The following is a 14,644-nucleotide window of genomic DNA, read 5'->3' on the forward strand; positions in this document are numbered from 1 at the left end:
ACCAGTTGCAGACCAGCATCCACGTCAGGGTCCACCCCCGAGGTCTCGACTTCGGCTCGTCCCGTCCGCCGGTGGTCAGCCGCTCCTCACATTCGCCGCTCTCGCGCGGAGCCCTCGGTCTGCATCACTCTTGCTCCGCATGCTGAGCTGTGGCTGACTGGCAGCGGCGCCGAGAGGGAGTGGGCATGGGCAACTGGGTCGTGATCGCGGAGTACTACAGCGACGTGCACAGGACCGAGTTCATCTGCCGTGGGCAGGAAACGAAGGACCAGGCGTTGAAGGCACTCCGTGCTGCCCTCCACACGTACGTACCCAGCAAGAATATCGTCGAGAAGTGGCGCCACGTGTACCGCTTCGCCGACCAGGAGTCATATCTGGTGGTGATCAAAGGCAAGCTGACGCAGTGGGAGTGCACCCTGCGCATCGCGGAGCTGGTCTCGGACTCGACCGACCCGGACGTGGCCAAGCAAGCGCAGTTGGACGACGGCGCGGCAGAGGTGGCTGACGGTCCGCAGGACCGGATCCCGCCCGGCTACTGAGCCGAGCATCTGCAAAGGTCGGCATCGAACGGCTCGGCCTTCGCCACCGCCACCGCCACCCGGGGTACGACGGTGGGTGTTGGCGGCACGATCGCCGTGCACTGGGGCACCTGGTGCCGCCGTTGAGGTCGTAGGGTCGCGGCATGCGCATCGTCTCCCTGCTGCCTGCCGCGACCGACATCGTGGCCGAGCTCGGTCTGTCCGAGCAGCTCGTCGGCCGCACCCACGAATGCGACTGGCCGCCGCGGGACGTTGCGTCCGTCCCCGTGGTCACGGGCGCCGACCTGGACCAGGACCGGCTCACCAGCCGGGAGATCTCCGACGCCGTCGGCGGATCGGCGCACTCCGGATCCTCGCTCTACACCCTGGACACCGGGGCACTCGCAGCCTTGCGCCCCGACTTCGTCCTCACCCAGGACCTGTGCGACGTGTGCGCCGTCTCCTACGAGAAGGTCAGCCGGAGCGTACGCCTTCTCAACGCCGACACCCGGGTCTTGAGCCTGGAGCCCCGCACGCTGGACGACGTGCTGGCCTGTCTGGTCACGGTCGGAACACTGCTCGGCGTACGGGAACGCGCCGAGCAGCGCCGGGCCGACCTGGCCGCCCGCCTCGACAGGGTCGGCGCTGCGGTCGCGGGCCGTGCCCGTCCCCGGGTGATGGCGATCGAATGGCTGGACCCGCTGTGGCCCGCCGGGCACTGGGTGCCCGAGCAGATCACGGCAGCCGGCGGCGAGCCGCTCCTCGCCGCGCCCGGCGAGCACACGAAGCCGGTGTCGTGGGACGCTGTATGCGTCGCACGTCCGGATGTGCTGCTCGTCCTGCCGTGCGGCTTTCCGCCGGAACGGACGCTGCGGGAGCGGGAGTTGCTCACCAGGCTGCCCGGGTGGGAGGACCTGCCCGCGGTGCGCGCCGACCAGGTATGGGTCTTGGACGGCCCGTCCTACTTCAACCGCCCGGGGCCCCGAGTGGTCCGGGGAGCGGAGGTTCTGGCTCACGTCCTGCACGCCGTACGGGTCGGAGCGCCGGTCACGCCGGCCGAGGCACGCCGTCTGTGAGCGGACCGGTCAGAACGCCGTCTTCGCTCGCGACCGGCTCCGGCAGCGCGGCCAGGGCTTCCTCGATCCCCACCTGGTCCGCCTCCCGATGGAGATCGGGCTCCACCAGCAGGCCGGTCAGTGAGAACGTCCAGTGATGTCACGGGGAAACAGAGGGCCATGTTGCACAGGAGTTGCGCTCGTGCGTGAAGACGCCGGCGTCTGCTCAGCTTCACGCACGGCCTTCAGCCGTCGCTTCCGGCACCGCGGTCAGGTGCGCTCATGTCCCCCGTCGCGGGCGTGCCGTCGGCGAGTCCGTATCGCAGGTACACGGTGCCCTTCGGGCCGGCTACCGGGGGCGCGAGGAGCGTGACGTTGGAAGGCACCGCGCCATCGTCGAACACCTTCTTCCCGACGCCGAGCACGATCGGATGCAGCCAGAGGTCAAGACGGTCGAAGAGCTTCTCGCGCAGGAGGGTCTGCACGAGGTTCAGGCTCCCGACGACCTTCACATGCTCGTGCCGGTCTCGGATCTCGCGCACCGCGCGGGCGAGGTCCGGGCCGAGCTGCGTGGACCCGGCCCACGAGAGGTCGGGCCTGCCGCGAGAGGCCACGTACTTCGGGACACGGTTGAAGAGTGTGGCGATCTCGTTGTCCTCTCCATCCTCCTGGTGAGGCCAGTAGGCGGCGAAGATGTCGTACGTCCGCCGACCGAGCAGAAGGGCGTCCGTACCCTCGTACGCGGCACTGACCTGCGCGCCTGAGACCTCGTCCAGCAAGGGCGCCTGCCAGCCACCGAACGGGAACCCCACCGGGTCCTCGTCCGGGCCGCCGGGCGCCTGCCCGACAAGGTCGAGGGTCGCGAACATCTCGATGTCGATGAGGCCCATGGCTTGCTCCCGATGAGTTGGTTGTCTCCCTCAAGAGATAGACCGGCGGACGCCCGCAGACTCATCGCCACGACCTAACCGCTTTCGGCCGGCTGAGGGAAAATGGCCATGCCGACGCACCCATCGCCCCTCACCGGGCCCCCTCGGAGGCGATACCCCCAACCGGTAGCCCCGTGGCCGGCACTCGGTAGCACCACACGGCCTCTCAGTAACGGGCTGTTTCAGCTGGGCCGAGCCCGTCGATGCCGGGTGGATCCATTGATGCGTTACGGCGTCGGCAGGCGTGGCGCTCGACGTCGTTCGCTTGAGACGCGGTTGCCTTTTGAGGGGTGGTCACGCCCTTGGCAACAGTCATGAACACGCCACATTCCACGTCTGCGTGAGAGCGATCGTCACAGTGAATTCGCGATCCGGGCTGCTGGGCTGCTTCCGTGGACCGTCTCCGATCTTGCTCCGGGAACGGGGCGGTTGTGAGAATCCGATCATCGCGAGCTCAGGAGCTTGAGTCTCCAGCAGGGGGAGACCTGAAGGTGGGGACATGAATGGTCATACGCTCTACTCCATCGGCGAGTTGGCGCGACGGACTGGTACCACGGTAAAGACTGTCCGGTTCTACTCCGACTGCGGACTCGTACCCCCCGCTGACCGCAGCCCGGTCGGCTATCGCCTCTACGACAACGGTGCCGTCGCCCGCCTGGATTTTGTGCGAACCCTGCGCGACCTGGGCCTGGACCTGGCGGTCATCCGGAAGGTCCTGGACCGGGAACTCGCCCTGTCGGAGGTTGCCGAGGCGCATGCCGACGCGTTGGACGTGCAGATCCGAATCCTGCGGCTGCGGCGTGCAGTGCTGACCGCCATGGCGAGGCGCGGGGCGACCCCTGAGGAGGCGACTCTGATGCACCACCTGGCCCAGCTCTCCGAAGTCGAGCGCCAACGGCTGGTCGGTGACTTCCTCGACGCTGCCTTCAGCGGTGTGGGTACTGGCTCCGTGCTTGCGGGGATCATGCGCTCAATGACACCGGAACTGCCGGACAACCCCGATACGGAGCAGGTTCAGGCGTGGGTGGAACTGGCGGAGCTGTCCCAGGACCCGGACTTTCGCGCCCTTCTGCGGCACATGGCCGAGGAAGAGTTGGCTGGGCACATCCACGGGGCTACCCCCGCGCTGCACAGCGACTTGACTGCGATCGTCCGTGACCAGATCGCGCCGGCGCTGGCAGCGGGTATCGAACCGGCCTCGCTGCAGGCCGATCCGATCGTCGCGGTCCTCATGACCCGCTGCGCACATCTCCTCGACTACGGTGACGACGCCGGGGCGCGGTGCCGGCTCCTGGTCCGGCTGGAACGCGTGAACGACCCACGCAGAGAGCGGTACTTGTCGTTGCTTGCGGTGATCAACGGCTGGCCGGAGCCGGAGAGCCTGCGGCCGGTGCTCGATTGGGCCGTCCATGCTCTGCGGGCTCGGATACACGGATGATGGAGCCGCCGCGGAGCGACACAGACCAGCCAGCGCCGAGTTCAGGGCGAACCCATGGTGCGTATGGTCCGGCCGGAACGCTCTCGTCGTACTCAAGGCTCCGTGCAGGGTGCAGGGTGCAGGCGAGGTAGCGGCGTGTTTCATGCCCGGGCCGCCGCGAACGCGTTCGGTGTCATCGCGGGGATGCCGACGGCTCGGTTCACGTAGCCTCGCGCCCTATGAAGCTCATAGGAACGGTGTCGGGCCGCTCGTGGCTCGGTCACGTACTGGCGTCTCCCGTGCTCAGAAGGTGGTCCTCAACCGCATCCAGGATCTGTTGCGGGCGCGCCGGTACGAGGAAGCCGAGGCCGAGGCTCGTGCGGCCGAGGCGCGGCGAGGCCGCAAGAGCCTCATGTGGGTATGGCTCACCAAGTCCATGGCCCTGGCAGCAGGCATCGCTCACGGTCGCGGGGCGGAATTGGAGGCCGAGCTCGACGCGTTGATCGCGGAGCTGGACCAGGCAGAGGGGGCCGACAGAAGTCTGCTGCTGGCGGTCCGCACAATCCGTGCGGCGCTACTCGTCGACCAGGGGCAGTATCCGCAGGCAGAGGCCGAGGCGCGGCACATCCTGCGCGGGGCGACCCGTCTCGCGCACCTCACCGAGGTATGGGACGTCGAGTTGTCGGCTTTGGACAGCCTGGCAGATGCGTTGTGTGGGCAGGGCCGCTACGAAGAGGCAGAGGCCATAGCCCGCGGCAACATGTCCCGGGCGGAGGGACACCGTGCGGCGGGGTTTCAGTGTGCCTTGGTGCGCAGCTTGAACGGACAGGGCCGCTTTGAGGAGGCTCTGGCCGAGACCCGTCTGATGACGCAGGATGGGCCCCGCGCCGGCTGTGGAATGCAGGACATGGTCACCGCCACCACCCTTCACGGTCTGGGCCGGCGCACCGAGGCGGAAGCCGCAGCCCGTCAGGCGCTGAGCGCCTGCGAGCAGTTCCTCCACCCCAAACACCCCCGCATTGGGGAAGCCCGCACGCTGCTGGCCCGCGTCACCGCCGAGGACCCACGCCTTTGAAGAGCCCCCACGATCTTGTCTGGGATCTGCCGCGGACGTGGCCTGACGGGGCGGGTTCGCGGCCCACATCTGGGCTTGGGACGGCGTGATGGAGAGCCCGGGTTGTCCTCGAAGACGACGCCCGTGCGTAGCCGCGAGTCTCTGACCGCGCGGCCGGACCGAGGACTTCCTCATCCCATCGGGCGGGGACAGGATCGATGCCGCGATCATCCGTCAGGTCATCGGTCGAGGCCGTCATGCGGGTCGTTGAACCCAAACCAGCCGGGTTGTTGATGTCGAACGGCCCCTCGCGACGCGGCCCCAAGGGCACATCGTGGTCGTGCGACGGGCAGTTCACGGACGGGGGTGAGGGGGTCATGAGGTGTCACCCTCCCGCGGGTGCGCCTGACCATGCCGCCAGGGCGGCGGTCCTCTCCGAACTGCGGATCTCGGCATCGGTCGCACGGGTGCACCAGGCGATGTGCCCGTCGGGGCGAACGAGCACTTCGGTCACGCCGTGGAGGTCCGCACGCTCGTCGTACGTCGTGACGGCATGAGCAGTGACTCGTGAGCGCCATCCGGGCGCGAGGGCCTGCGGCGGATGCGCATCACCGGCAAGGTCGAGGAGTACGAAACAGCCCCGCGGCATCAGTTCGTAGAGGCGTTCCGACTCGGAACCGACGGCGGTCAGACCGATGTCGGGCATCCGCCGTCCCACCAGTGGGTCGGCCTCGGCGGTTGCAGGCGGGTAGGAGGTACTCAGTGCGGAGATCCGTCCCGCGAGCAGACGGTTGACGTCCTTCAGCGACAGGAGTTCGTCGAGAAGCCTGCGCAGGGCAACGGCGGGCAGCTGGAATTGCGGCAACAGGGGCAACTCGGCGAGCAGGGTCTGGACTTCGGTGTTCTCGGTGACTGCCTGTCCGACGGGGCGGCGTTCGGCTTCGTACGTGTCGAGGAGACCGGAAGGAGCCCAGCCGTTGACCGTGGCAGCCAGCTTCCAGCCCAGATTCATGGCGTCCTGCAGGCCCGTGTTCAGTCCCTGACCCGCCGCGGGGAAGTGAATGTGAGCGGCGTCCCCGGCGAGCAGGATGCGGCCGGACCGATAGGAGGCGGCGAGGCGGGTGGCGTTGCCGAAGCGCGAAAGCCAGCGTGGCTGCGCGATCCCGCAGTCGCAGCCGCAGATCCGCGTCAGCGAGGTACGGAACTCCTCCAGAGTCACCGGCTGCCCGGCCGGAATCCGCATCCGCTCCGGATCGATGCAGACGATCCGGGTGATCCGCCCTCCAGCGGGACGGCCAGCACGCCGCGGGCCCGAAGGGCAGCAAGAACCGCTGGATCCGCGTCGACCTCCGCGAAGTCCCCGAGTATGCCGGTCAGTGTCTCGTCGGTGCCCGGGAAGGCGATGCCGGCAGCCTGCCGCACCAGACTGCGCCCGCCGTCGCAGCCGACCGCGTACTGCGCCCGTACGGTGTCGACGGCCCCGTCAGGCCCGCGCACCTCCAGTTCGACGCCCGTGGCGTCCTGGCGCAGCCCGATGGTCTCGTGTCCGCGGCTGATGCGGACGCCCAGCTCTCCGGCCCGCTCCTCCAGCAGCGCCTCGGTGCGGGCCTGGGCCAGGAAGAGGGTGTAGCCGTGGCGGGAGTCGAGCGCGGCGAAGTCCAGCCGGGTGTCCAGACCGGCGAAGTGCCAGCCCGGCACCGGGTTTCCGAGGGCGAGGAAGCGGGGCGCGAGGCCCCTCATGTCCATCAGTTCCACACTGCGCGGGTGCAGGGTCAGCGCCCGTGAATCACGCTGCGGCGCGGTACGCCGCTCCACGATCCGGGTCCGTACGCCCGCCAGCGCCAGCTCGCAGGCGAGCATCAGCCCGGTTGGGCCGGCTCCCACGACCAGTACGTCGGTGTCCGTCAATGTGACCTACCCTATTTAGTGAACGACGTTCACGTGAACAATGTTCACTATAATGGCGACCATGAGCAACCCGTCAACCCGCACACGGGGGCGCCCCCCACGGCTGGACCAGGCGCGCACCGTCGAGACAGCCCTGGATCTGCTGGACGAGGCTGGGCTCGACGCGCTGACCATGCGGCGTCTGGCTGAGGCGATGGGCGTCCAAGCCGGCGCGCTGTACCGCTACTTCGCCACCAAGCAGGAGCTGCTGACCGCCATGGCGGACCGGATCATGTCCGACGTCGACGCGTCCGCGGTACCGGCCGGAGAAGAGTGGAGCGAGCGGCTGACCGGCCTGGCCAGAGCGCTGCGCACTGCGCTGCTCGCCCACCGCGACGGCGCCCGCGTGTTCGCCGGCACGCACTCGACCGGGAAGCACACCCTGCACTTCGCCGACGCCGTGATCGGCGTTCTGCGCAAAGCCGGCGTCGACGATGCGGACGCGGCGCGCGCCCTGATGGCGCTGGCCAACTTCACCGTCGGCCACACGCTGGAAGAGCAGGCCGCCGCTCGGGAACCGGGAACGGACGCCCCCGCAGACCCGGGACGCCTGGGTGATGCCGTGGCGGCCGGGTCGTACCCGCACCTCACAGCCACCCTGCCCGTGCTCAGCAGCACGGACTTCACCGCCCATTTCGAGTTCGGGCTGCGCCTGCTCATCGACGGGCTGCGCGCCCTGCCGCAACGGCGCTGACAGAGCGTCTCGCATGCCCGATGGGGCAGGCGGCCATACGGCTCTCGCATACCGTCAATCCCGGGCGGGATGAAGCAACCGACCGGGCCACCGCGGTCACCGACCGGAGCCATCCGAGGACACTGAACAGCCTTCTCTACCAGTCCAGATGGCGCCCGTCCACGCGCGGGCCCGCGCCGGGATCCTCCAGGTCACCGGACACATCCTGGCTACCGAGCAGCCACGCGAAGCACGCACCCCGCTGGCGCCGGAGAGGAACCGCACGCGCACCGGCATCACGCCCTCGTGCCACATTGGTCCGGGACCAGGCCTCCGGAAAGCACCCCAGCGCTATCCGCACGCTGCTCAACGCGCCACGCATAATTCGCTCGGCACCGGAGGGCAAAGCGATGCACAGTGATCCCGTGAGCGAAAAGGGGCTGGACCAGGACGGCACCATCAAGCGCGAAGGCGCACTGGATCGCGTGCCCGAAGCATTCGCCCCCGTCGTCGCCGCGGCCCGTGCTCAGATCACCGAAACATTCGGCAGCACAACACGGCTGCACAGCGCCTACCTCTACGGCAGCATCCCCCGCGGCACCGCCACCCCCGGGGTCTCCGACCTCGACCTCCAACTCGCCCTCCACGACGAGCCCACCGACGCCGACAGCGCCGACGCCAGAGCGATCGCGACCACACTCGACCAGGCGTTCCCTCAGATCGACGGCGTCGGGATCCTGCTGACCAGCACACGCACTCTGCTCAGCGACCTCGAACGTCACGATGGCGGATTCTTCATCGCCTGCCTTTGCACCCCACTGCTCGGCAACGACCTTGCCGAGCAACTCCCCCGATATCGCCCCACTGCCCTGCTCGCCCGCGAGACGAACGGCGACCTGGCCCTCGCGCTGCCCCGCTGGCGCACCCGGGCGGCCGGAGCCGCCACCGACGGCGAACGCAAGGCCCTCAGCCGCGTCGTCGCCCGTCGCATCGTCCGCACAGGGTTCACCCTGATCATGCCCCGCTGGGGCGGCTGGACCAGCGACCTCAGCGATTCCGCCGCGCTCTTCGGCCGCTACTACCCCGAGCGCGCTGAGCAGATGCGCATGGCCGCAGCCACCGGGCGCGCCCCCTCGGCCGACCCGGCAGTGCTCACTCTGCTCATGAACGACCTGGCTCCATGGCTCGCGGCCGAATACACAGCCGTGCACGGCGAGAAGACACCGCGGCCCTGAACGGCTCGTCCCATCGGATTCGGTGATCCTGGCTCGACGTCGGTGAAGCGGACTTCTCCCAAGCTGCCGGCTCGGCGGCCGCCGTCCGGGCAGTAGAGCCCTTGAGAACATCGGCGGCGATCTCCTGCAACCGGCGCTCGGTGGCGCCCTGTTCCTGGGCGTTGCCGAGACGCGCTGCGTACTGCGGTGGGCGGGCGACGGAGAAATGGCTGGCCCCAGGCGACCGCCCGCCGGTCAGCATCGTTCGTCTAGCCTGACACCATGACGAACCTGTTGCCCGACGACCGGTTGGCCCGCTCATCCGTGGTCGCGAACAGCAGCATGAACCGCGAGCGAACGCTGACTGGCGTCAACAGCTACACAAGGGAGCTCGGGTTCGATCCAGCGGGGTGGCTGCTGGATCGCGGCGGTGAGGCGTCCTGGTTGGACCTGTGCAGTGGGGAAGGCCGTGCCCTGAAGGCGGCAGCCGGCCGCCTGCCCGCAGGGGCCGTCCTCACCGGGGTCGATCTGGTCGGTCCCCTGGTCCCCCAAAGCGCCGAAGACCAGGTCGAGTTGATTGCCGCCTCCTTGGCCGAGTGGCGGCCCGACCGTCTGTACGACCTCATCACCTGTGTGCATGGCATTCACTATCTCGGCGACAAGCTGGGGCTCATCGCCCGTGCGGCCTCATGGCTCACGGCCGACGGGCTGTTCGCCGCGCATCTCGATCCGGCGTCGGTACGTCATGCCGACGGGACCAGCGCGGCACGCCCGGTCCTGACGGCGCTGCGGGCTGCCGGATTCTCGTACCACTCCCGCCGGCACCTGCTCGTCCTGCGGGGCAGGCGCGACGTCGAGCTTCCTTTCGACTATCTCGGCGCGGACTCCGGGGCCGGTCCGAACTACACGGGCCAGCCGGCGGTCGCGTCGCACTACCACCGAGATCTGCGGAGTCGCACCGCACGCTGACTGCGGACGTGCGGCGCCGGTGGAAGTGAGCCGTTGGCCGAGGGTGTTCCTCCACACCCGCACGGCCCGCCCCGTGGGCGGCACCGACCTCCCCCAGCTGACCACGGTGCAGTCAGTGCTCACACCTCGCGCAGGCAAAGAGCGTCATCCGGGATATTGCGCCGGGTTTACGAAGTGCCTGATCCCTGTGCGTTCCGCCCTGCGCTGCGCGTACTGAGGCGGCGCGCCTCCGGGCAGATCTCGGATCATCGGCCATTGTCAGGTGCTGACGATCTCCTGGCGGGGAAGTCATGATGTGTCGGCTTCTGACCTCCGTGAATGGACGGCTGCGTGTGAGCACTACCCCCAACGAACTTCCCACCGGCCGTACTCCGGGTCGGACCTGGACGGTGCGGCTGACGGGGCATGCGGACCGGACGGCCAGCGTGTCCTGCTCGACTGGAGCCTGCACGATGCCTCCCAGATCGCGGGACGTGACGTCTCTGCGGCGGTTCGCCGCGCTGCACGCAGCCTCGCATGCGAAGGCGGCCCGGGTCCGCGAGAGGGCTTCCTGCCAATGCTGGGCGCAGAGTTGTGCCGCGCACGAGGGCATGCGCGTGCACTGCGGCGGCACTGCAGTGCTGGTACTGCGTCACGATCCGGCCGTCGGCCGGGTGTGGCATCTTGCCGAGGTCTGTACTGCGTGCGCGAAGCTGATGACCCACACCCGGGTCGTCGGTATGCCCGCGCCCATCACCCGCCCGGCCCCTGCGCGGCGCGCGGAGCACAGCGAAGTGGCCGAGCAGCGCGTGCCGGAGCAGGCGGCACCTGCTGTGGCGGTGGGGTTCTCCTCCCCCACGCCTACGGGCGGGGACGACGGCCCGGGCCGTGCGCCCCGGCAGGCCCGGAGGCGGGCTCCGCGCCGCGGTCATCGCCGCTGAGGTATCGCGGGCCCCGGCGGTGATCTGTCGCTGTCGGGGCCATTCGCTGATGCGGGTGATGGGCTCCACGACCTCAGGAAGCTGCCGCGGTGGCCTTCTCGACGGCCTCGGAAGCAGCAGCCTCGGTCGTGATGGCCGTGTAGTGGACGGCCGCTCCCTGCTTTACCCAGTGCCCGCGGCTGCGGCCACCAGGCGTTCGGTCGTGGTGCGCACGAGCTTGTCGTTGAGGTGCGACCCCACCCGGCGCCATGGGACCGGCGACGGAAGCCGAACCGCCATATCCCTCCTTCCCGACCCAGCGTTTTCGGAACGGCGGGCCGTGGTGGCGGCCCGGTTGGGGGAACTGGCCTTCCTGCACCGGGGCCTGCACGTCTCGCTACCGACGAAGGCCCGCGCGAAGCATCCCGGTCCGAGCGGCTCCGGTTTCCGTGCGGGGGCGCGGGACTTCGTCACCTTCCTCGACGCACCCGCCGGTGAACCCGTTCGTCCGGACGTCATCGGCCTCGAGCGGGAGGCCCCGCCATGGCGGGGACAGTAGAGATAGCCCGCTCCAGACGCAGCCATGAGCCGGGCACCGCCCTCGAGAGGAGGACCGTTGCCCCCTCTCCCCAGTTTGCCGGATTTGCGTGAACTGTGAAGGCGGCGCGATGTCCTGCCCTCGGTTCTGGGGGATTCGCCCCTCGTCCCCCTCGCCTTGGCCCCAGTACCGAGCCCACTCGGAGTCCGCGCCACGGCCTACGCCTAGAGTGATTCGGCGTCAGGTGAGATGATCAAAAGCTGACTGAATATGGACGTTCTGACCGCTCGTGTTCACAATTGCGTGATCACAGTGTCGCGTGCGCTGAATCCGTCATCGGGCAGCGTGTCGCCTGGGACCGATGACAGGTGTCATCTGGGGGGAGCATCGTGAGCGCAAGACCGGCGCCAAGCGCGCCAGGAAGCCATCGCTGCCGTGAGGCAGACATAATTCTGTTCCAGCGGAGCTGACCGGTGCGCAACAGCGACTACTACCTACCCGCTATCGCTCTGGGCATCGCGTTCATCGCCAAGCTGCCCGCGCTGCGCCGCGGTTGGCGTGACCCGCTCGTGCGGTCGGTCAACTTCCTCGTCTTCACCGCCGCGATCTGCTTCTTCTTCGCAGCCCCGCCGACCATCACAGCGGTCAACGACCTCACCGGCATCCCGAACTTCTCCGGCCCGCTGGTGTACTGCATCATGTGCGCCTTCAGCGCAGCGTGCCTCGTACTGATCGTCAACTGGCGGGGCGGCCCTCCCGAGGGAGTCGCCCGCAGTTCCCGCCGCTGGCTCACCGGCTACGGCATCGCCATCGCTGCACTGCCGATCTTCTTCCTCCTCGGGGACGCGCCGGTCGAGCGCCTGCGTGACCTGGACACGTACTACGCCAGCACCCCGTTCATCCGCGAAATGATCGTCACCTACCTCGGCGCGCACTTGGTATCTGCGCTCGTGACCACGTCGCTGTGTGCGCGATGGGCACGTCACGTGACGGGATGGCTGCGCCTGGGCCTTGGCGTACTGATCGTCGGGTTCGTGTTCAACCTTGCGTTCAGCATCACCAAGCTGTCCGCAGTGGTCGCCCGCTGGTTCGACACGGACTGGGACACCCTGAGTACCAACATCGCGCCCCCGATCGCCGCCGCCGGCGGACTGATCGTGACCGTGGGCTTCCTCACCCCACTCGTCGGACCGCGGATCAGCGAGCCGCTGGCCGCCTGGATCACGTACTGGCGGCTGGGGCCGCTGTGGCGGCGGCTGCGGCCCGCGCCCGGAGATCGCATCGTGATGCAGCTGCCGTGGTGGTCTGCCCCGGACATCCGACTGACCGTCCGCGAGACCGGCATCCACGACGAACTGCTGCGACTGCGCCCGTACCTCGACGACGCCGTTCGCCAACGGACCGTGGACTCTGCGATCGCGACCGGTATTCCGTCCGACCGCGCGAACCTGGCCGGGACCGCCGCGATGGTCGCGGTCGCCGCGAAGGCTCGCGCCGCAAGTCCGAACAGCGTCGAGGAACACACCGAGCAGACCTTGGCGGCCGCCGACGCCCTGACCGCCACGCTCGCCTCCGGTCGCGAACGCCTGGTCCAGCTGTCACGAGCCCTGCATTCGCCCGTCGTCACAGCCGCCCAGCTACAGGCGGCGCCAACAGAGAGCAGCACACGATGACTCCGACCTCCCCCAAGCACCGCCGCGCCGTCATCATCGGAGGTGGCATGGCCGGCATGCTCGCGGCCGCGGCCCTGGCCGACCACGCCGAGAAGGTCACCGTCATCGAACGCGACCAGCTGCCCAACAGCCCGATCCCCCGCAAGGGCCTGCCGCAGGCCCGGCACGTCCACGTCCTGTACTCCGGAGGCGCCAGAGCTTTCGAGAGCTTGCTGCCCGGTGTCACTGAACGGTGGCTCGAAGCAGGAGCTCGGCGCATTCCACTACCGACCGGCCTCGTCTCCTATACGGCGCAGGGGTGGCTCAGACGATGGTCCGAAATGCAGTTCATGATCGCCTGCACGCGTGACCTCCTCGATCTGGTGGTTCGCGACCGTGTCATGGACCAGCATCCGCATGTCACGCTGCTGCAGGAGCATGAACTGCTGCGCCTGAACGGCACCGCCGACCGCGTCACCGGCGTGCGAGTCCTCGGCCCCGATGGCCAGGAGGCCCACCACGAGGCCGACCTCGTGGTCGACGCCAGCGGCCGCGGCTCACGCGCACCGCACTGGCTCACCGACCTCGGCATCCCGACGATCGAGGAAGCCGAGGTCGACTCCGGTCTGGTGTACGCCTCCCGCCTGTACCGGGCGCCGGCCGGCAGCGAGAGCTTCCCTCTCGTCAACGTCCAGTCCGACCCGAACACTCCCGTGCCAGGCCAGACCGCGACGATCGAACCGGTGGAAGGCGGCCGGTGGCTGGTCACCCTGTCCGGCACCCGCGGTGGTGAACCCACCAACAACCCCGACGAGTTCGAGAAGTTCGCGCGCTCGATCCGCCATCCCGTCGTCGGTGAGCTGATCTCCACGACGACCCCGCTCGACCAGACCGTCACCGTCACCCGCAGCACCGTCAACCGGCGCCGCTACTTCGAGAAGGCCAAGTCCTGGCCGGACGGGTTCGTCGTGATCGGTGACGCCGTCGCCACCTATAACCCGCTGTACGGGCAGGGCATGTCGGTGGCTGCGCAAGGCCTGATCAAGCTACGGAACGAGGTCCGCCTGCAGGGCCTTGCCGCGCACGGTCTCGCCCGCGCCGCCCAACGAGCGCTCGCAGGGCCGGCCGCCATGGCGTGGGAACTCGCGACCTCGCAGGACATCCTCTACCCCGGCGCCGTCGGCCAGCCGCCCCGGGCCGGGGCCGGCGTGGCCACCCGGTACGTGAACCGGTTGATGCGTACGGCCACAGGTCGACCGGCAGTGTGCGCGGCGTTCCTCGACGTCATCACCCTCTCCAAGCCCGCCACTGCTTGGGGCCACCCGGACACCGTCGTCGCCAGCCTGCGCGGCCCGGGACGTCGCCCGCTGACCGAGCCCCCCCTCACCGATGCCGAGTGGGCCATCGCCACCGGCAACAGTGACGACCCCACGCCGGTGGGTGTGCCCAAGGGTTGATCCGGCAGCCCCGGCGGGGCCGAGAACCACCTTCGCCCCGCCGGGCCCGTGCGGCACGATGCGCACCGGAGGAACCCCCAGTCTGCGGGGCGTCCTGTTGAGACGACGGACTTCGGTACAGGGCAAGCGACCGTCAACTCCCCCAGAAGCATGCTCAGCCACAATGGTTGGAGATCTCGGCCGCCCGGCAGCAGCGGCGAGCAGCTGTCCGGAAGGCCGGACCCACAGGGCCGACTCTCGGGGCAGAACGAATGGGGCGCGGCATGTCGCCGTTCGCCTGAGGACGGCCCACAGTGCAGCCCTTCTCCTGCGGTTCGGTGTG

At 69.0% G+C, this 14,644-nt stretch carries 10 protein-coding genes and 2 pseudogenes; 9 read left to right on the plus strand and 3 right to left on the minus strand.

The features are described from left to right. Positions 1–185 precede the first annotated feature (185 nt). Complete coding sequence (locus OHA05_RS00125) at positions 186–539, plus strand: hypothetical protein (protein ID WP_328859348.1); 354 nt, start codon at positions 186–188, stop codon at positions 537–539. Positions 540–682: 143 nt separating this feature from the next. Continuing rightward, entirely contained in the window at positions 683–1,594 is a 912-nt protein-coding gene (locus OHA05_RS00130) for a cobalamin-binding protein (RefSeq protein ID WP_328859349.1), read from the plus strand. 224 nt (positions 1,595–1,818) lie between these two features. Here OHA05_RS00130 and OHA05_RS00135 read toward each other — a convergent pair whose 3' ends face one another. Next, the gene (locus OHA05_RS00135; protein ID WP_313948556.1) at positions 1,819–2,463 is read right to left on the minus strand and encodes a dihydrofolate reductase family protein; all 645 of its coding nucleotides are present in this window, start codon (positions 2,461–2,463) and stop codon (positions 1,819–1,821) included. A gap of 538 nt (positions 2,464–3,001) precedes the next feature. Here OHA05_RS00135 and OHA05_RS00140 point away from each other — a divergent pair. Further along, a complete protein-coding gene (locus tag OHA05_RS00140; protein WP_328859350.1) occupies positions 3,002–3,940 on the plus strand; it encodes a MerR family transcriptional regulator in 939 nt (312 codons plus the stop codon). A 289-nt stretch (positions 3,941–4,229) separates the two neighbouring features. Then, positions 4,230–4,994, plus strand: coding sequence for a tetratricopeptide repeat protein (locus OHA05_RS00145; RefSeq protein ID WP_328859351.1), 765 nt, complete (start codon positions 4,230–4,232; stop codon positions 4,992–4,994). Between the two features lie 364 nt (positions 4,995–5,358). On the opposite strand, the pseudogene OHA05_RS00150 reads toward OHA05_RS00145, so the two are convergent. Further along, a pseudogene (locus OHA05_RS00150) lies at positions 5,359–6,833 on the minus strand (monooxygenase). Between the two features lie 109 nt (positions 6,834–6,942). Here OHA05_RS00150 and OHA05_RS00155 point away from each other — a divergent pair. After that, entirely contained in the window at positions 6,943–7,614 is a 672-nt protein-coding gene (locus OHA05_RS00155) for a TetR/AcrR family transcriptional regulator (RefSeq protein WP_328859352.1), read from the plus strand. 404 nt (positions 7,615–8,018) lie between these two features. Then, positions 8,019–8,828 (plus strand): nucleotidyltransferase domain-containing protein, encoded by an 810-nt coding sequence (locus OHA05_RS00160; RefSeq protein ID WP_313948551.1) that lies wholly within the window; start codon positions 8,019–8,021, stop codon positions 8,826–8,828. Positions 8,829–8,860: 32 nt separating this feature from the next. Here the strand turns inward: OHA05_RS00160 and OHA05_RS00165 are convergent. Then, positions 8,861–9,036: pseudogene (locus OHA05_RS00165) on the minus strand (telomere-protecting terminal protein Tpg); the annotation flags it as partial. A gap of 53 nt (positions 9,037–9,089) precedes the next feature. On the opposite strand from OHA05_RS00165, the gene OHA05_RS00170 reads away from it, so the two are divergent. The 3 genes from OHA05_RS00170 to OHA05_RS00180 all read left to right on the plus strand — a co-directional run bounded on the left by OHA05_RS00170 (position 9,090) and on the right by OHA05_RS00180 (position 14,322). Beyond that, on the plus strand, positions 9,090–9,776 hold the full coding sequence (locus OHA05_RS00170) for a class I SAM-dependent methyltransferase (protein WP_313948550.1): 687 nt from the start codon (positions 9,090–9,092) through the stop codon (positions 9,774–9,776). A gap of 1,910 nt (positions 9,777–11,686) precedes the next feature. Beyond that, positions 11,687–12,886, plus strand: coding sequence for an MAB_1171c family putative transporter (locus OHA05_RS00175; protein ID WP_313948549.1), 1,200 nt, complete (start codon positions 11,687–11,689; stop codon positions 12,884–12,886). Continuing rightward, positions 12,883–14,322, plus strand: coding sequence for an FAD-dependent oxidoreductase (locus tag OHA05_RS00180; protein ID WP_328859353.1), 1,440 nt, complete (start codon positions 12,883–12,885; stop codon positions 14,320–14,322). Before OHA05_RS00175 ends, OHA05_RS00180 begins: the two co-directional genes overlap by 4 nt. Positions 14,323–14,644 lie beyond the last annotated feature (322 nt).

The organism is Streptomyces sp. NBC_00306 (assembly GCF_036169555.1).
GTDB classification, from domain to species: Bacteria; Actinomycetota; Actinomycetes; order Streptomycetales; family Streptomycetaceae; genus Streptomyces; species Streptomyces achmelvichensis.

What these genes read in the sequence shown, in the direction of transcription:
- OHA05_RS00130 (WP_328859349.1), top strand. Translation starts at nt 683, where the DNA reads ATGCGCATCGTCTCCCTGCTGCCTGCCGCGACCGACATCGTGGCCGAG.
- OHA05_RS00125 (WP_328859348.1), top strand. Translation starts at nt 186, where the DNA reads ATGGGCAACTGGGTCGTGATCGCGGAGTACTACAGCGACGTGCACAGG.
- OHA05_RS00155 (WP_328859352.1), top strand. Translation starts at nt 6,943, where the DNA reads ATGAGCAACCCGTCAACCCGCACACGGGGGCGCCCCCCACGGCTGGAC.
- OHA05_RS00140 (WP_328859350.1), top strand. Translation starts at nt 3,002, where the DNA reads ATGAATGGTCATACGCTCTACTCCATCGGCGAGTTGGCGCGACGGACT.
- OHA05_RS00170 (WP_313948550.1), top strand. Translation starts at nt 9,090, where the DNA reads ATGACGAACCTGTTGCCCGACGACCGGTTGGCCCGCTCATCCGTGGTC.
- OHA05_RS00135 (WP_313948556.1), bottom strand. Translation starts at nt 2,463, where the DNA reads ATGGGCCTCATCGACATCGAGATGTTCGCGACCCTCGACCTTGTCGGG.
- OHA05_RS00180 (WP_328859353.1), top strand. Translation starts at nt 12,883, where the DNA reads ATGACTCCGACCTCCCCCAAGCACCGCCGCGCCGTCATCATCGGAGGT.